The organism is Lentzea sp. CA-135723, assembly GCF_050936595.1.
Classification (GTDB): Bacteria; Actinomycetota; Actinomycetes; order Mycobacteriales; family Pseudonocardiaceae; genus Lentzea.
Window position 1 is genome coordinate 1,020,500 of the sequence record NZ_JBNJMK010000001.1, and the last position, 16,557, is coordinate 1,037,056.

Sequence of the window (16,557 nt, forward strand, 5' to 3'; positions counted from 1 at the left end):
TAATCTTACGGTCGTGCCAAAAAGCGTGGACCCTGTCGAACGGCGCCGGCAGGTGGTCGCCGCCCTGTACCGGGTGGTCGACGCCGAAGGGCTGGACGCGGCGAGCCTGCCCAGGATCGCCAGGGAGCTGAACGCCACCACCGGCCTGCTGCAGAAGTACTTCCGCAGCAAGGACGAGCTGCTGCTGTTCGCGCAGGACCAGCTGCTGGAGGAGCTCACTGCGAGCGTGCAGGCGGTCCTGGACCAGGAGGGGAGTCTCCAGGACCGCCTGCATCGCTCGTTGTGTGCCATCGCGCTCGTGGGCGACGCAGCGCGCGCACGGGTCTGGCTTGCCTTCGCGGCTCGTGCGGCGGCGAATCCCGTGTTGTTGCAACGGCATGTGGAAGGCGCACGGTTGATCAGGGACCTGTGTCGCACGGTGCTGGAGGGAGCGGGTCTGGACGGCGGGGAGGCCGTCGGACTCGCGGCGCTGGTGGACGGCGTGACGGCGCAGCGCGCGCTGGAGCCCGAAGTGATGACGGAGGAGGTGGCGACGCACGTGATCGCACGCCACCTCGAACGACTGTGGGGGAGCACGTGACGTTAGGACTGATAGCGGCGCTGGCGGGGCTGGCGCTGCTCGACTCGACGAGCATCGGGACGTTGTTCGTCCCGATCTGGCTGATGCTGACGCCCGGCAGGCTGAGGCTGAGCAGGTTCGCCGTCTACCTGGGCACGATCACCGTCTTCTACTTCGCGGTGGGAATCCTGATCGTGCTCGGCGCGACGCAGGTGATCGACCACCTCGACGGGCCGGTGGCGTTGTGGGTCCAGCTGGTGATCGGCGTGCTGCTGTTCGCGGTGAGCTTCCGCTTCGACAGCAAGAAGAAGCCCAACACCGGCAGGTGGCAGGTCAAGATCAACGCCAACGGGTCCGCGGCGGCGCTCGCGGGCATCGCGGTGCTGGCGGGCGTCGTCGAGCTCGCCACGATGCTGCCGTACCTCGGCGCCATCGGGATGATGAGCGCGGCCGACCTCGAGCCGGCCCAGATCGGGCTGCTGCTGGCCGGGTACTGCCTGGTCATGATCGTGCCGGCGCTGGTGCTGCTCGTGGCGCGGCTGGCGTTGCGGCAGCGGGTCGAACCGTTCCTGACGAAGATCAGCACCTGGTTCGCGGAGAAGGGCGCGAGCACGACAGGCTGGATTCTCGGCATCGCCGGGTTCCTGGTCACCCGCGACGCCGTGGTCAGGCTGTTCTTCGCGTGAACCGGTTCGTCAAGTGAACCACTTCGTCCGGTTGGCTGAACGACCCGGTTTCGTTTTCCTCCTACACTCGCCAGGATGACCGGCCTGGACGATCCGCGCGGATCGGTCCCGCGTGAGCTGGCACCGTTGCTCCGAATGGAAGTGGCGCCGGTCGCGGTCGGCATTTTCGAGGCGATCGAGAAATCGATTCCCGAATACAGCGAGTTCCGCGAGAACGTCGTCGACGGAATCCGGCAGGCGTTGGTGAAGTTCGTCGACCGCATCGCCGCACCGGAATCCGAGCCCGATCCGCACGACGACATCCACCGCAAGCTCGGCGCGTGGGAGTTCAAGTCCGGCCGCAGCCTCGACAGCCTCCAGGCCGCCTACCGCATCGGCGCGCGGGTGGCCTGGAGGCACGTCTGCGGGTTCGCCGAGCAGCGCGCACTGTCGCTGCGGGAGATGTCCGTGCTGGGCGAGGCGATGATCGCGCACGTCGACGAGCTCGTCAGCCTCTCGGTCGAGGGTTACGCGGCCGCGCAGGCCAGTGCGGCGGGCACGCTCGAACGCAGGCGGCGCAAGCTGCTGGAACTGCTGGTCGGAGACCCTGCGGGCAACTGGCAGGCGGTGCTCGACGCGGCCCGGGCGGCGGCTTGGCCGATGCCCGAACGGCTGGTGGCGGTGGCGCTGGAGCCGTCCGCCGCGCACGCCGACGACCTGCCGGCCGACGTGCTGGTCGACTTCGAGGACGCCACCCCGTACCTGCTGGTGCCGAACCCGGCCGCGGTCGCCCGGTGGCTCGCCCGCGCCCTGCCGGGCTGGCGCGCCGCGGTCGGCGTCCCGGTCACCCCGCAGGACACGCCGAGATCGCTGGTCAGCGCACGCCGGGTGCTCGCGCTGGCCGAGGAGGGCGTCCTGCCCGGCAGACCCGTCCTCGACTGCGCCGACCACCTCGTCGAGCTGACCGTGCTCGCCGACGAGTTCCTCGCACGCCAGCTGGCTCAGAGGGCGCTCGCGCCGCTGGCCCCGCTGACCGAACGGCAGCGGACCAAGCTCGCCGAGACGTTGCTCGTGTGGCTGTCGGCGCGTGGCGGCGCACCCGAGGTCGCCGCACGGTTGCAGGTGCATCCGCAGACCGTCCGCTACCGGGTGAACCAGTTGGACGAACTGTTCGGCGACCGGATGCACGACGCCGAACAGCGGTTCACCCTCGAACTCGCGCTGCGCGCGCATTATTTGTTGCGGCGCGACTGACAAATCGCCGCAAAGCATTTCGCATCCAAGTGACAAAAGCAGATTTTTGCTTGCCACGAAGAAACCGGCCTGGCTACTTTACTGGCGAGTAAAGCAACACCGCCTTCTTGCAGTTCAATGTCGTACTCAGGAGGTCCCTGCAGATGAAGACCGGACTTTTCGCGCGCGCCGCCGCTGTAGCCCTGGTCGCCGGAGCGCTGAGCGTGGCGACGGCCGGCACGAGCTCCGCCGCGACCGCCTCGCTGAACATCACCTACCTGTGCGAGTTCTCGATCACCGGCACCCACGACGTGCCCACCGTGGTCACCTCGCCGGACGTGCCGGACTCGGCGACCGCCGGCGTGCCGACCGCGCCCGCGTCCACGAGCGTGACCGCCACCGTGTCGGACGACATCCGCAACACGCTGTGGTGGATCGGCGGCCGTTCGGTCGACGGCACGCTGAGCACCGCCATCACGGTCACCAACGGCAGCAGCGTGCAGAACATCACCGCGACGTCGACCATCCCGAACACCGCGGTGCCGTCGTCGGGCACGTTCCAGGTCGTCGCCACCGGCACGTTCCCGGCGCTGACCCTGCCCAACGCGGGCACGGCCACGATCTCGCTGGGCAACGCGACCCTCGCCCTGACGCCGCGCTACGCCAACGGCGACCCGACGTGGATCGGCACCGTCAACTCGCCGTGCACCGTGAAGGCGGGCGAGGCCACCAAGTTCCACGAGTTCCCGGTGGCGTAAGGCTCGTCCCGTGATGGGATGAGCGGCATGGAGCTCCAGCAGCTGGTGGACCGCATCGCGTCCGAGGTCACACCAGGTGGTGCCGCCGCCGACTACATCCCGGCACTGGCCAGGATCGACCCGCACGCCTTCGGCCTCGCCGTCGCCACACTGGACGGCGAGGTCTTCGGCGCCGGGCGGTACGAGAGGCCGTTCTCGATCCAGAGCATCTCCAAGGCGTTCACGCTCGCTCTGGCCCTCGCCGAGAACGACGACGTGTGGTCCCGCGTCGGCCGCGAGCCGTCCGGGTCGCCGTTCAACTCGCTGGTGCAGCTGGAGACCGAGCAGGGCGTCCCGCGCAACCCGTTCATCAACGCCGGTGCCGTCGTCGTCACCGACCACCTCGGCCTCGGCGCGTCCGACCGGCTGCTGGAGTTCCTGCGGCGGGAGAGCGGGAACCCGGACCTCGACGTCGACCCCGAGGTCGCCAAGTCCGAACTGGACCACTCCGACCGCAACCGGGCGCTCGCGCACTTCATGGCCTCCTACGGCAACATGCGCAACCCGGTCGACGTCGTCGTGCGCGAGTACGTGCGGCAGTGCTCGATCGCCATGAGCTGCGCCGACCTCGCCCGCGCCACCCTGTTCCTCGCCCGGCACGGCGTCCGCAACGACGGCACCCGGCTGCTCGGCGTCAGCGGCGCCAAACGCGTCAACGCCGTCATGCTCACGTGCGGCACCTACGACGCCGCCGGCCAGTTCGCCTACCGCGTCGGCCTGCCCGGCAAGAGCGGGGTAGGAGGCGGCATCATCGCCGTCGTTCCCGGGAAGTGCGCGATCTGCGTGTGGAGTCCAGGATTGGACGCACGCGGCAACTCCGTCGCGGGAGTCGACGCGCTGGACCGTTTCACCACTCTCACGGGGTGGAGCGTGTTCTGAACAGTGATAGAACGACGGGGTGAGCACAACGGGGAACGCACTGGCACTGGCAGAAGAAGAGGCCGTCACGCTCGTCAGCGAGCTGATCAGGATCGACACGACCAACACGGGTGATCCCGCCACCGTCGTGGGGGAGCGGGCCGCCGCCGAGTGGGTCGCCGAGAAGCTGTCCGAGGTCGGCTACGAGACCACCTACGTCGAGTCCGGCGCGAAAGGCCGCGGCAACGTCGTCGCGCGCCTCGCGGGCGCCGACCCCAGCCGGGGCGCGCTGCTGGTGCACGGGCACCTCGACGTCGTGCCCGCCGACGCCTCCGAGTGGTCGGTGCACCCGTTCTCCGGCGCCGTGCAGGACGACTACGTCTGGGGTCGCGGCGCCGTCGACATGAAGGACATGGTCGGCATGACGCTGGCCCTCGCGCGGCACTTCAAGCGCGAGAACGTCGTGCCGCCGCGCGACATCGTGTTCGCGTTCCTCGCCGACGAGGAGGCGGGCGGCCTGTTCGGCGCCAAGTGGCTGGTGGAGCACCGGCCGGAGCTGTTCGAGGGCGTCACCGAGGCGATCAGCGAGGTCGGCGGGTTCTCGATCACGCTGAAGGACGACGTGCGCGCGTACCTCGTCGAGACCGCCGAGAAGGGCATCCGCTGGCTCAAGCTGCGGGTCAAGGGCACCGCCGGGCACGGCAGCATGATCCACCGCGACAACGCCGTGGCGAAGCTCGCCGCCGCCGTCACGAAGCTCGACCAGCACCAGTGGCCGTTGATCATCCGGCCGTCCGTGCGCGAGTTCCTCGACGGCGTCACCGAGATCACCGGCCTCGAGTTCCCGGACGACGACGTCGAGGGTTCGATCGGCAAGCTCGGCGCGCTGTCGCGGATGATCGGCGCGACGCTGCGCGACACGGCCAACCCGACGATGCTCTCCGCGGGCTACAAGGCGAACGTCATCCCGTCGACCGCCGAGGCCACTGTGGACTGCCGCATCCTGCCGGGCCGCGAGGAGGCGTTCGACCGCGAGCTCGCCGAGCTGCTCGGACCCGACGTGGAACGGGAGTGGGTCGGCCTGCCGCCGGTCGAGACGACGTTCGACGGCGCCCTGGTGGACACCATGACGGCGTCGATCACCGCGGAGGACCCCGGTGCCCGCGTGCTGCCGTACATGCTCTCCGGCGGCACGGACGCCAAGTCGTTCCAGCAGCTCGGCATCCGCAACTTCGGCTTCGCCCCGCTGAGGCTGCCGGCCGACCTCGACTTCTCCGGGCTCTTCCACGGCGTGGACGAGCGCGTGCCGGTGGACGCGCTGAAGTTCGGCGTCCGGGTCCTCGACAGGTTCCTGCGCAACAGCTAGAAGGTGATCGCCGTGTCCACTGTGGACCTGACCGGGCAGGTCGCGCTGGTGACCGGAGGCGCGCGCGGCATCGGCGCGGCCGTCGCGCACCTCCTCGCGCGGCTGGGCGCCCAGGTCGCCGTGCTCGACCTCGACGGGCCAGGGGCCCAGCGGGTCGCGTCCGCGGTGGGCGGCGTCGCCATCGCCGGTGACGTCACCGATCCCTCGACGATGCCCGCCGTCGTGGCCCAGGTCGAACGGGACCTGGGCCGCCTCGACGTCGCGCTGCTCAACGCCGGGACCGGGGGCGGGCAGACCGGCGTGGACGACGCGCTCGACGTCGCCCGCTACCGCAGGCTGGTCGGCGTGAACGTCGACCACGTCGTGTACGGGCTCTGCGCGGCCGTGCCGGCGCTGCGGCGGCAGGGCGGCGGCAAGATCGTGATCACCGCGTCGCTCGCGGGCCTCACGGCCATGCCGGCCGATCCGCTGTACACGCTGACCAAGCACGCGGTCGTCGGATACGCGCGGGCGGCCGGTCAGGCGCTGGCGGGGGAGGGGATCACGGTCTCCGCGCTGTGCCCCGGCTTCGTCGACACCCTGCTGCTCGGCGGTGCCAAGGAGGAGTTCGCGGCGGCCGGGTTCCCGTTGCTCACGCCGTCCGACGTCGCCGGTGCCGTGGAGAACGTGCTCGCGGACGGGCAGCCGGGGGAGGCGTGGATCATCCAGCCCGGCGGGAAGGCCACCGCGTACGGCTTCCGCGGCGTGCCGGGCGTCGGTGGCGGGCAGCTGCCACCCGATGTGGTGCTCGGCCACGTTTAGACCGTGTCCTGGAACCGGGTTGTCTCGTTAGGACGAACAGACGACACGGCGAAAGGACTCGCGCATGGTGCGGCTGGAGGACGGGACCGAGCTGAACGTGGTGCGCGCGGGGGACCCCGGCGCCCCGGTGACGGTCGTGCTCGCGCACGGCTACGCGCTCGACCACCGCAGCTGGCACAAGGTCGTGGCGCAGCTCAGCGCCGACTTCCAGGTCATCGCCTACGACCACCGCGGCCACGGTGAGTCGTCCGGCGCGACCAAGGAGACGGCGACGATCGAGCAGCTGGGGGAGGACCTCGGCGAGCTGATCGAACGCGCCGTGCCGCAGGGGCACGTCGTGATCGCCGGGCACTCGATGGGCGGGATGGCGGCGCTCGCGATGGCCGAACGCAGGCCCCGGCTGTTCCGGCAGCGCGTGCTGGGCCACGTGTTCGTGTCCACGGCGGCGAGCGGCATGTCCGAGACGTCGCTGGCGTGGCCCAAGGCGGTGGGCAAGCTCGTGCGGGAGCTGGAACGGGCGTTCGGGCCGCTGGTGCGGGCGGTGCGGGAGAAGATCGAGCCGACCAAGACCGCCGGGCTGCGCTGGTGGCTGTTCGGCGACCAGCCCGCGCCCGAGGACGTCGACCTCACCGCGGACATGGTGTGGGCGCACTGGCCGGAGACCGTCGCGTTGTTCCGGCCCGCCGTCGACCGCTACGACCGCGAGGCCGGGCTGACCGTGGCGAAGGAGAAGGCCGTCGTCGCCGTGGTGGGGGACGAGGACCGGCTGGTGCCCGAGTCGGACGCGGTCAGGTTCGGCGGAACGTCGGTGATCTTGCCGGACGCGGGACATATGCTTCCCCTGGAGCGGCCGGCCGAGCTCGCGAACCTGATCCGGGAGGTCGCCGCCAAGGCCTAGCTGGGGGTCGGCTGTGGTGCGGTACCTCGAACCGGGCACGGACGGGCCGGCGAAGGACGACTGGTCGACCGGCCTGATCCTCGAGGAGATGCGCGGCGGGTCCCTGGCGCTCGGCGTCGTCGCGGTGCTCACGGCGGCCGGTGCGGTCGCGTGCTGGCTGCTGCCGTCGTCTCCCGGCACCGTGAGCGCGGGCGTCGTGCTGGCGCTGGTCGCGCTGCTCGGCGGCCTCGGGACGCTGGTGTCGTGGGTGGAGACGAGGTCGGAACGCTCCGGGCTGCTCGACGGGCCGTGGCGGCGGGTGCCGGTCGAGCTGCTGGACGCCCCCGGCGGGACCGGGTGGTTGCGGGCCGACGGTCTCGTGCTGAAGGGCTGGTTCGAGGACTACGCGTCCGTGCTGCTCGAACGCGGTGAGGCGTTCCTCTGCGGGCCGGACGCCGACGGGCGTGCCGTGCTGAGGTTCGCGGGCTTCGCGCGGATGGAGCACGTCAAGGTCGACCGCTCGGGAAAGTCCGCGGCGTTCCCGGTGCGTCCGAGGGAGGAACGGCCGCTCGGCAGGCCGCTCGACCACCCGGCGACGGCGAGGGCGTTCAAGGGGCTGCGCCGGGGCGCGCGGGCGTGGCTGCTGGCCGTCGTGCCCGCGGGCGTCGGGGCGCTGGTGATCCTGCTGAGCTTCTTCCCGCTCGCGCCCGCCGGACTGGTCGTCGGCGGGCTCGTGCTGGTGCCCGCGCTGCTCGCCGTTCCGGCGTTGCTCGAGATCAGCCGGTGGCACCGGGACGCGGTCCTGGCCGTCGAGGGCTCGGCGCGGTGGACTCCCGTGCCGACCACGCTGCTGCCGTGGGAGGCCGGTGACCACGTCGCCGGGCTGGCCGAGATGCCGGGCGGGCTCGCGCTGGTGCAGTTCGTGCTGCCCGAGCTGAGCGTGATCGCGAACATCGCCGACACCGGCGTCATGTGGATCGCCGGCACGCACGACGACGTGATCGCGGTCGGCGTGCCGCGCGTGCCGGTGCTGACGTTCGCCGCGGTCCAGCCGGATCGGGACACCCCGAAGGAGGACCCGATCCCGTGGATCCAGCGGTTCACCCAGCCTGACTTCAGCGGCCTGCCGCGCTAGAACGACGCCGGCCGGGCGGGCGGCCGAAGAGCCGGACGTGCTCGTCGACCAGCCAGTCCTTGAGCGGCGCCCACTCCGGGTGGTGGTTGAGCACCAGCAGGCGGTGCATCCACCAGTTCGGGTCCTCGTTGCGGGGGAACGCGGCGAGCCAGGTGGCCCGTTCGTCCGCGGTGAGCCCCCAGAGGTGCCGCAACTGGCCCTCGGCGTCCGTGTCGAGCTGAGCCGTTATGCGGCCGTCCTCGGTGTGGTACTCCGCGCGCAGTTCACGCAGCACGGCTATCGCGCGTTCGTCACCTTCCTCCGCGGTGACGACGACTGTGTGCAGGCCCTGCTCCGCGGCTTCCAAGAGCAGGGCACGGGCGGACGTTTCGTCGTGCGGCAGTGCGCTGTGAGCGACCCCGACTTCGTGCGGCACGAGCTCCATGACCCAGAATCTGATCACATCGACAACCAGTTCGGTACATTTTATTGCTTCAGTGTTGACTGAAGCGGCGCCTCTCCCGGTTCGGGCCCTCGCGTTGAACGATCGTTGTTGTAAGGCGCCCCGATCCCGGCACCGCACAACGTTCTCGCAGTACAAAGACGGTGTGGAAGAGAGGTGGACGTCCTTGTTCAGCAGAGTGGCCTCGGCTCGACGCCGGGGAAGTAGTGGTCCCAGTGACGACTGGGCAGGTGCGCCGTCGTAGTGGCGCACACACGGGCGGCGGTGGCCTCGGCGTCGAGGTCCCAGACGCGGACGGAGCGGTCCGCGCCCGCCGTCGCCAGCGTCCGGTTGTCCGGTGCGAACGCCACGCCCCACACCCGTTCCGTGTGACCGTGCAGCACTGCCCGCACCTGGGGGTTGCGGGGATCGCGCACGTCCCACACGCGGACGACGTCGTCGGTCGTGCCGGCCGCGATGAGCGTGCCGTCGGGGGAGAAGGCGAGGCGTTGCAGCGGGCCGCCGTCGTTGGGCAGGGTGCCGAGCTCGCGCGGCTGTGCGGGGTCGCTGATGTCGTACAGCGCGCCGCTCGCGCCCTGGTTCGCGATCGCCATGACGTTCCCGTGGATGACGACCGTGAGGACCTCCTCGCGGCCCGCCTGGCCGCCGCGGCGGATGGGGCTGGGGTTGTCGTCGGTCCGCAGTGGCGGGTGGGCCTTCGGGTCGGCGGGGTCGCTGATGTCCCAGAGGTGGAGCTCGCGGCTGCCGTTGGCGATGACGACGGTGCGGTCGTCCTGGGAGAGCTCCACCTGCCACACGGTGTCGGTCTTGGGGAGGGTGAAGCCGCCCGTCCTGACCGGGTTCACCGGGTCCGTGACGTTCCAGAGCGTGATCGTGCCGTCCTCGTCGGCGGTGACGAGGGTCCTGCCGTCGTGGCTGAAGGTGGCGGCGACGATCGGCACGGCGGGCTTGACGGTCTTGCTGAGCTCGCGCGGCCTGGCGGGGTCGCGGACGTCCCACAGGGCGGTGCCCGCCGAGGTCGAGGCGAACACGACGTCGCCGGCGGGGCTGATGTCGACGGTCTGGCCCTCGTCGTCCGGCGCGAGCGCGGGGAGGGTGGAGACCGCTTCGGCGTGGCGTTCCTCGTGGCGCCAGAGCTTGATGTCGCTGTCGGAGGAGACGGTCGCGAAGAAGCGGCCGCGCGGGTCGTAGTCGAGCTTCCAGACCGTCTGCCGGTGGCGGGGGACGGTGAGGTTCGCGAGGTCGAGGACCCTGACCTCGGCGTCGGTGGTGGCGGTGACCATGTGGCGGGAGTCGGCGCTGAACGCGACCGACCAGAGTGCGTCGCTGTGGCCGCCGAGCAGGGACGCGAGCTGGGCGTTGCGCGGGTCGCTGACGTCCCAGAGGCGGGTGGTCTTGTCGCCGCCGCCGGTCGCGAGGTACCGGCCGTCGGGCGAGAACTCGACGGTGTGGATGTTGAACGTGTGGCCGGTCAGCTCGGTGATCTGGGTGGGGGAGCGGGGGTCGGTGACGTCCCAGAGGCGCACGTCGTTGGCGGCGCCGGTGGCGACCGTGCGGCCGTCGGGGGAGAAGGAGACGCCGTACATCGCCGTGTCGGCGTTGGTGGCGCGGGTGGGCGGGGCGATGGTGGAGAGCACCTCGCCGGTCGTGAGGTCCCAGAGCTTGACCGTGCCGTCCCAGGAGGCGGACGCGAGGCGCGTGCCGTCGTTCGCGAGGGAGATCGCGTGCACCAGCGCGGTGTGGCCCCGGAGGGTGCGGACCGGGGTGCCGGTGGCGTCCCAGACGCGGATGGTGCCGTCCTCGCCGCTGCTGACCAGCCGGCCCTGAGGCGTGCACAGCACGGCCTGGACCTGGCCGTCGTGCCCGCCGATCTTGGCCTTCTCGAACGGCCTGCGGGGGTTGCTGACGTCGAACAGGCGGATGAGGCCGTCCCAGCCGGCCGCGGCGATGGTCCTGCCGTCCGGGCTGAACGCCAGGCCGTGGGTGGCCTGGTCGCCGGCGCGGACGCGGCCGATCTCGGTGGGGTGGTGGGGGTCCTGGAAGTCCCAGATGATCAGCATCCGGTCGTCGCCCGCCGTGGCGAGCAGCTTCTGGTCCGGGCTGAACAGGGCGAACGACGCCGGCTCGGCGTGGCCGCTGACGACGGTGACCTGCGGGCCGGCGAACGTGCTCAGCAGGCTGTCCCGTGCCGCAGGGATGCCGGTGAGGCGGTAGGCGGCCAGCCGGAGCTGGCTCGCCAGGCCGGGGTCGCGGTCCTGGAGGTCGTTGGCCTCGGCGATGGCCTTCTGGGCGAGCGCGATGGTGCGTTGCTCGGTTGCTTGGCGTTGCGCTCTGATCGCGAACACGGTCGCTGTGGTGGCTACGAGCAGCAGCGCGGCCAGGAGGGCTACGACGCGCCTTAGGTTCGTGGTGCGGCGTCGGTCGGTGGCGAGGTCACGTTCTACCGCGGCCTTGCTGGCCGCCAGGAAGGCCTGTTCCTGGGTGTTGAGCGCGCCGGGGTCTCGTTGGGTCCAGTCGGTGGCCTGGGTGAGCGGGACGCCGCGGTAGAGCGAGCCGGGGTCGCGGTCGTGGGCCTCCCAGTCGGCGGCCGCGGCTGTGAGCCTGCGGTGGGTGCGGAGGTCGTCCCTCGACTCGGCGATCCAGTCCTTGAGGCGGGGCCAGCTGCGGATGACGGCTTCGTGGCTGATCTCGACGCTGTCGTCGTGGACGGTGAGGATGCGTGCTTCGGCGAGGTGTTCGACGACCTCGTCGGCCGCGAGCTCGGACCGTTTGACGTGCCGTTTGGTGTCCTCGGTGCCTTCGCCGGGCGTGATCAGCCTCAGGAAGACCTGGCGGGCCTGGGCCTGCCGCCGTTCGTCGAGGGCGGTGTAGGCGTTCTCGGCGGTGTTGGCGACGGCGCGGGCGATGCCGCCGCTCTCGTGGTAGCTGGCGAGGGTGAGGGTGTTGCCGCGCTTGCGCTGCCACGTCTCCAGCAGCGCGTGGCTGACGTGGGGGAGCACGCCCGCCTCGCCGGTGGCGTCGGCGATCAGCCTCGCGACCAGGCCGGTCTCGAGCGCGCACCCGACCTCGACGGCCGGCTGGGTGATGGCCTTCCGCAGCTCGTCGGTCGTCATCGGCCCCACCAGGACCTGCGCGTCCTCGACGGCCTTGACCAGGTCGGGGTGGCGGGCGCAGTGGCCGTAGAAGTCGGCCCTGAGGCCGATGACGGTCTTGGCCCTGCGTTCGGTGAGCGCGGCGATGAACTCGTTCTCGTGGGGGAGGGCGAAGATCTCCTCGAACTGGTCGACGACCAGGAGTTCCTCGGTGTCCGGCAGGGTGTCGTGGGTGCCAGGGGTGATCAGCTCGCCGCCCGCGCGGGCCAGCAGACCGGCCCTGAGCAGCGACGACTTGCCCGACCCCGACGCGCCGACGACCAGCACGACGTCCTGGTGCTCCAGCTTGCCCAGCAGCTTGCCGAGGAGCCGTTCCCGCCCGAAGAAGCGGTCGGCGTCCTCGACGGTGAAGGCCTTGAGGCCGACATAGGGGGAGTTGGTGGCCGCGGTCTTGGTTTCGGTTTCGCCGATCTCGCGCCAACGTTGTTCCCAGCGCTCCTCGTCGCCACCGCAGGCCCGCACGAACGCCAGGGCGACGGCGAGGCTGGGAAGGCGCTCGCCGCGGGCGGCGTCGGCGAGGGTGCTGGCGGAGTAGTGGCTGAGCCTGCCGAGCTCGCGGTAGCCGGGGGAGCCGGCCTTCTCGCGGAGCTTGCGCAGGTCGAACGCGAACTGCTGGACGGGCCCGGCGAACGGGTCGAGCGGTTTCTCCGGGCGGGGCATGACGGCGATTCTTCCATCCGCCGGAATATCGTCATGCTCAATAGCTTCAGTGTTGACTGAAGCAGATCATCAATCGATGTTCTGCTTCTCCTGGCACGTACAGACACTCGAACGCCAGGAGATGGGCGCCCCAGCGTTCGGTGCCGGTGGCTGAGGGCAGGGAGGAGGCCGTGTCGTAGCGGTCGGTGAAGGCGGCTCCGGCGGTGACGGACAGCTCGAACGCGAGCGCCGCAGCGGCGGGATCGCCCAGGTCAGCGGCGGCACGCAGGGCGTTGGCTCGGCTCGTCGCGATGGCGTCCCAGTCGGGGTAGTGGGTCTTCGCGGGCTCGCTGAAGGCGAAGCGGGCGAGGTTCTGCTCGTCGCCCAGGCCGGAGATCTCGCGGAACCCGCTGGTGCAGGCCCGCACGTCGAGCGCGGGGGTGAGGACGGCGGCCGCGGCGGGTTCGAGGGCGCCGAGTGTGGCGAGGATCGTCGGGCGCAGCGGTGGCGGTGGGGCGGGGGAGCAGGTCGAGCCGGCCTTGATGAGGCGGTAGAGGTGGACGCGTTCGTCGGCGCTCAGGGTGAGGGCGTCGGCCAGGGCGGTGAGGACCTGGCCGGAGGGGGAGCGGTCGGTGCCGCGTTCGAGGCGGGTGAGGTACTCGACGCTGATGCCGGCGCGGTCGGCGAGCTCGCCGCGGCGCAGGCCCGGGGTGCGGCGGCGTCCGGTGGTCGGGGGAGTGGTGGCTTCGCGGCGGGCGCGCAGGAAGCGGCCCAGTGCGTTGTCGGCCATGGCGGCTGAGCCTAGGCCTCGTTCCGCACCGGCTTGCGCCACACGGAGATGTGTTTCGCGGAGTCCTGGGTGAAGGGAGTCCTGTCCCAGTCCGCGACCCGGCCAGCCGGACGTCCTCTGTGCCGAGAGCCGACGGCGCTGTCGACGCATCGGGGCCGGTCCTCAGAGGGGCCCTGGGCGGGTCTCCCTGTGCTCGGCGGGGTGCGGCGATGCTGTGGATCATGCGATACCGACTGTTCGGGCGGACCGGTCTGCGGGTCTCGGAGTTGTTGCTGGGGACGATGACGTTGCGTTCGGAGGAGGTGGCGCGGCCGGTGGTCGACGCGTACGCCGACGCCGGTGGGAACTTCCTCGACACCGCCTCGGCGTACGGGGAGAGCGAGGAGGTGCTGGGCGCGGTGCTGGGGCGGCGGGACCGGTTCGTGGTGGCGACGAAGTACTCGTTGTCGCGGGATCCCGGCGATCCGAACGCGGGTGGGAACCACCGCAAGAACCTGGTGTCGTCGCTGGAGCGGTCGTTGCGGCGGTTGCGCACGGACTACGTCGACGTGCTGTGGGTGCACGTGTGGGATCGGCACACGCCGGTCGAGGAGACGATGCGGGCGTTGGACGACGTGGTGCGTGCGGGGAAGGTGCTCTACGTCGGGGTGTCGGACGCGCCGGCGTGGTTCGTGGCGCGGGCCAACACGCTGGCCGAGTGGCGGGACTGGACGGCGTTCGCGGGTCTGCAGGTGCCGTACAGCCTGTTGTGGCGGGACGTGGAGCGGGAGTTGCTGCCGATGGCGTCGGCGCTGGGGCTTTCGGTGGCGGCGTGGGCGCCGTTGGCCGCGGGCAAGCTGTCCGGCGGTGCGCAACGCTCGGGGCAGCTGTCCCAGCGGGAGGAAGCCGTGGCGCGGGCCGTGCGGGAGGTCGCCGGCGAGTTGGGGGCGACGCCTGCTCAGGTGGCGTTGGCGTGGGTGCGCGGGAACGGGGCGTTGCCGTTGGTGGGCGCGCGGACGCCGGAGCAGGTGCGGGACTGCCTGGGCGAGGTGGTGTTGCCGCCGGAATCGGTCGCGCGCCTGGAGGCGGCGGCCCCGTTCGTGCGGGGCTTTCCGGCGGACTTCGTCGCCGAGTGCGAACCTGTCGCGTTCGGCGAGGGGCTGGTGGTCAGGTGATGAGGCCTGGCACCAGGGCGGGCTGGACCTTGCGGCGCAGCCACATCTTGCGGGAGCCGTCGCTGTAGAGCAGCGTGCGGGACAGCTCCCATCCGGAGAACTCGGCCTGGATGGCCAGCTGCGTGGTCGCGGCGCGGCGGGAGATGCCGGGCGGCAGGCGCAGTGGCCTGTACTCCCAGTCTCCGTCGATCACCCCTTCGGTCATGGCGAGATCACCTGTACCCCTCCGTTGTCGCCGGACGTCACGGTGACTCGTCCGGATTCCTGGTCGACGCTGACGGTGTTGGGTTGACGCACGGTGGGGAACCGGTACTTCTCGGCCGGCTCTCCAGCGGCGACGTTGAGTCCGACTACCTCGTTGCGCTCGGTGAGGGTGATCCACGCGATGTCGCGCTTGGCGTCGTAGGCGATGCCGTAGGGGGTGCCGGGCATGGGGTAGCGCTGGCGCATGATCAGCGGGTTGACCGAGAACGCGATGAACTCGCCGCCGCGGGTGTCGACGACGAGCAGGCGGCCGTAGCGGTCGGCGACGCCGTTGGTGGCGCCGTCGCCCGCGCGCAGGCCGGCGCCGCGGGTTTCGGCGCCCTTGTCGTCGGTGGTCATCTCGAAGACGGCGCTGCGCAGGCGGTCGAGTTCGACGTTGCGGCCGTTGACCTGGAACTTCTGCGTGGTGTCGCCTTCGGTGAACGTGCCGCCGGGAGCGATCTCGCCGGGCGGGGTGGCGTTCTGGGCGGGGGAGTGGGCCGGTCGGGCGGCTTCGAGGGTCTCCGCGACCTGCAGCGGGTCCTGTGACCCCTCGCTCTGGCCGCACGCCGTCAGCGTGGCGGTGGTCAAGATCAGAGCAGCGAGCCGGCGCAAGATCGGTTCCTCCTGTGAAACGTCGAGGTCTCCAGCATCTCTCACGTTCGCTCGGAGGTCACGCAAGGGGTGGGGTGAAACCCCGTTCGGCCGCCTGAACGCACTTATCTCTATAGCTTCAGTGTAGACCAAAATTAATGCCTATCGGTCTACCGAAGCAAGCCACAAACACAAACACAACGAAGAAGGGGGGCGACCCGCCAGCCGGGTCGACCCCCTTCTTCGAAGAGCTGCTGATCAGGGCATCGGGCGTTCGGGGTAGCCGAGTTCGATGGCGCTGACGTCGTCCAGTGCGGCGCGGATGGCCGGGGGCAGGGTGAGCGCCTCGGCTTCGAGGGACGCGATGAGCTGGTTGGTGTCGCGGGCGCCGACGACGGGGGCGATGACGCCGGGCCGGTCGCGGACCCAGGCGAGGGCGACGCACAGCGCGGACGTGCCGAGTCCTTCGGCGGCGGTGGCGACGGCCTGGACGATGCGGGCGGCGCGTTCGTTGCGGTGTTGTTCGACGTAGCCGGCGAAGTGGGCGGAGGCGCCGCGGGAGTCGGGTGGGGTGCCGTTGCGGTACTTGCCGGTGAGGACGCCGCGGCCGAGGGGTGCCCACGGGAGGAGGCCGAGGCCGTGGTGCAGGGCTGCGGGGGCGGCTTCGCGTTCGATGCCGCGTTCGAGCAGGGAGTACTCGACCTGGGTGGAGATGAGGGGGTAGGTGGTGGGGGTCATGGCGGCGGTGGCGAGTTGCCAGCCGCTGTAGTTGGAGATGCCGGCGTAGCGGACCTTGCCGCTGGTGATGGCGAGGTCGAGTGCGGACAGCGATTCCTCGACGGGGACGCCGGCGTCCCAGGCGTGGAGTTGCCAGAGGTCGATGTGGTCGACGCCGATGCGGCGCAGTGATCCGTCCAAAGCGGACAAAAGTGCGCCTCGGGAGGCTCCTCCGCCGAAGGGGCCTTCGGTGCGGCGGGCGGTGGCCTTGGTGGCGAGGACGAGTTCGTCGCGGGGGACGATCTCGCCGAGGAGGGTGCCGAGGATGCGTTCGGCTTCGCCTTCCGCGTAGACGTCGGCGGTGTCGACGAGGGTGCCGCCGGCGTCGGCGAAGGCCATGAGCTGGGTGGCGGCCTCGTCCGCGTCGGTGTCGCGTCCCCACGTCATGGTGCCCAGTGCCGTCCTGGAGACGCGGAGGCCGCTGCGGCCGAGGTATCGCTGTTCCACGTGCGCGATGCTAAGGGGTGATCATCGG

General features: G+C 70.9%; 16 protein-coding genes. 10 read left to right on the plus strand and 6 right to left on the minus strand.

The annotated features are described in order from the left end of the window. Positions 1–25: 25 nt before the first annotated feature. The 9 genes from ACQEU1_RS04215 (at position 26) to ACQEU1_RS04255 (ending at position 8,291) form a co-directional block, all read left to right on the plus strand. Positions 26–580 (plus strand): TetR/AcrR family transcriptional regulator, encoded by a 555-nt coding sequence (locus tag ACQEU1_RS04215; RefSeq protein ID WP_433196399.1) that lies wholly within the window; start codon positions 26–28, stop codon positions 578–580. Continuing rightward, on the plus strand, positions 577–1,245 hold the full coding sequence (locus tag ACQEU1_RS04220) for a GAP family protein (RefSeq protein ID WP_433196401.1): 669 nt from the start codon (positions 577–579) through the stop codon (positions 1,243–1,245). Before ACQEU1_RS04215 ends, ACQEU1_RS04220 begins: the two co-directional genes overlap by 4 nt. 75 nt (positions 1,246–1,320) lie before the next feature. Further along, the gene (locus ACQEU1_RS04225; RefSeq protein WP_433196403.1) at positions 1,321–2,478 is read left to right on the plus strand and encodes a PucR family transcriptional regulator; all 1,158 of its coding nucleotides are present in this window, start codon (positions 1,321–1,323) and stop codon (positions 2,476–2,478) included. A 143-nt stretch (positions 2,479–2,621) separates the two neighbouring features. Beyond that, positions 2,622–3,215, plus strand: a complete 594-nt coding sequence (locus ACQEU1_RS04230) for a DUF6801 domain-containing protein (RefSeq protein WP_433196405.1) — start codon at positions 2,622–2,624, stop codon at positions 3,213–3,215. A 27-nt stretch (positions 3,216–3,242) separates the two neighbouring features. After that, positions 3,243–4,133: a glutaminase gene (locus tag ACQEU1_RS04235; protein WP_433211307.1), complete on the plus strand. Its 891-nt coding sequence runs from the start codon at positions 3,243–3,245 to the stop codon at positions 4,131–4,133. A 19-nt stretch (positions 4,134–4,152) separates the two neighbouring features. Next, positions 4,153–5,478 carry a M20/M25/M40 family metallo-hydrolase gene (locus ACQEU1_RS04240; RefSeq protein ID WP_433196407.1) on the plus strand — a complete coding sequence of 442 codons (1,326 nt, stop codon included), beginning with the start codon at positions 4,153–4,155 and terminating at the stop codon, positions 5,476–5,478. A 12-nt stretch (positions 5,479–5,490) separates the two neighbouring features. Continuing rightward, positions 5,491–6,279 carry an SDR family oxidoreductase gene (locus ACQEU1_RS04245; protein ID WP_433196409.1) on the plus strand — a complete coding sequence of 263 codons (789 nt, stop codon included), beginning with the start codon at positions 5,491–5,493 and terminating at the stop codon, positions 6,277–6,279. 64 nt (positions 6,280–6,343) lie between these two features. Further along, positions 6,344–7,177, plus strand: coding sequence for an alpha/beta fold hydrolase (locus ACQEU1_RS04250; protein ID WP_433196411.1), 834 nt, complete (start codon positions 6,344–6,346; stop codon positions 7,175–7,177). Between the two features lie 16 nt (positions 7,178–7,193). After that, positions 7,194–8,291, plus strand: a complete 1,098-nt coding sequence (locus tag ACQEU1_RS04255) for a hypothetical protein (RefSeq protein ID WP_433196413.1) — start codon at positions 7,194–7,196, stop codon at positions 8,289–8,291. Here the strand turns inward: ACQEU1_RS04255 and ACQEU1_RS04260 are convergent. The 3 genes from ACQEU1_RS04260 to ACQEU1_RS04270 all read right to left on the minus strand — a co-directional run bounded on the left by ACQEU1_RS04260 (position 8,272) and on the right by ACQEU1_RS04270 (position 13,314). Then, positions 8,272–8,715: a hypothetical protein gene (locus tag ACQEU1_RS04260; protein WP_433196415.1), complete on the minus strand. Its 444-nt coding sequence runs from the start codon at positions 8,713–8,715 to the stop codon at positions 8,272–8,274. The two genes, ACQEU1_RS04255 and ACQEU1_RS04260, sit on opposite strands and share 20 nt — an antisense overlap. Before the next feature lie 188 nt (positions 8,716–8,903). Next, entirely contained in the window at positions 8,904–12,545 is a 3,642-nt protein-coding gene (locus ACQEU1_RS04265; RefSeq protein WP_433196417.1) for a hypothetical protein, read from the minus strand. A gap of 46 nt (positions 12,546–12,591) precedes the next feature. Beyond that, the gene (locus tag ACQEU1_RS04270; RefSeq protein WP_433196419.1) at positions 12,592–13,314 is read right to left on the minus strand and encodes a helix-turn-helix domain-containing protein; all 723 of its coding nucleotides are present in this window, start codon (positions 13,312–13,314) and stop codon (positions 12,592–12,594) included. Positions 13,315–13,535: 221 nt separating this feature from the next. On the opposite strand from ACQEU1_RS04270, the gene ACQEU1_RS04275 reads away from it, so the two are divergent. Then, entirely contained in the window at positions 13,536–14,468 is a 933-nt protein-coding gene (locus ACQEU1_RS04275; RefSeq protein WP_433196421.1) for an aldo/keto reductase, read from the plus strand. Here the strand turns inward: ACQEU1_RS04275 and ACQEU1_RS04280 are convergent. The 3 genes from ACQEU1_RS04280 to ACQEU1_RS04290 all read right to left on the minus strand — a co-directional run bounded on the left by ACQEU1_RS04280 (position 14,461) and on the right by ACQEU1_RS04290 (position 16,529). Continuing rightward, on the minus strand, positions 14,461–14,673 hold the full coding sequence (locus tag ACQEU1_RS04280) for a DUF5703 family protein (RefSeq protein WP_355296552.1): 213 nt from the start codon (positions 14,671–14,673) through the stop codon (positions 14,461–14,463). The genes ACQEU1_RS04275 and ACQEU1_RS04280 overlap by 8 nt on opposite strands. After that, positions 14,670–15,302 (minus strand): YncE family protein, encoded by a 633-nt coding sequence (locus ACQEU1_RS04285; protein WP_433196424.1) that lies wholly within the window; start codon positions 15,300–15,302, stop codon positions 14,670–14,672. Before ACQEU1_RS04285 ends, ACQEU1_RS04280 begins: the two co-directional genes overlap by 4 nt. A gap of 261 nt (positions 15,303–15,563) precedes the next feature. After that, positions 15,564–16,529, minus strand: coding sequence for an aldo/keto reductase (locus tag ACQEU1_RS04290; RefSeq protein WP_433196426.1), 966 nt, complete (start codon positions 16,527–16,529; stop codon positions 15,564–15,566). Between the last annotated feature and the right edge of the window lie 28 nt (positions 16,530–16,557).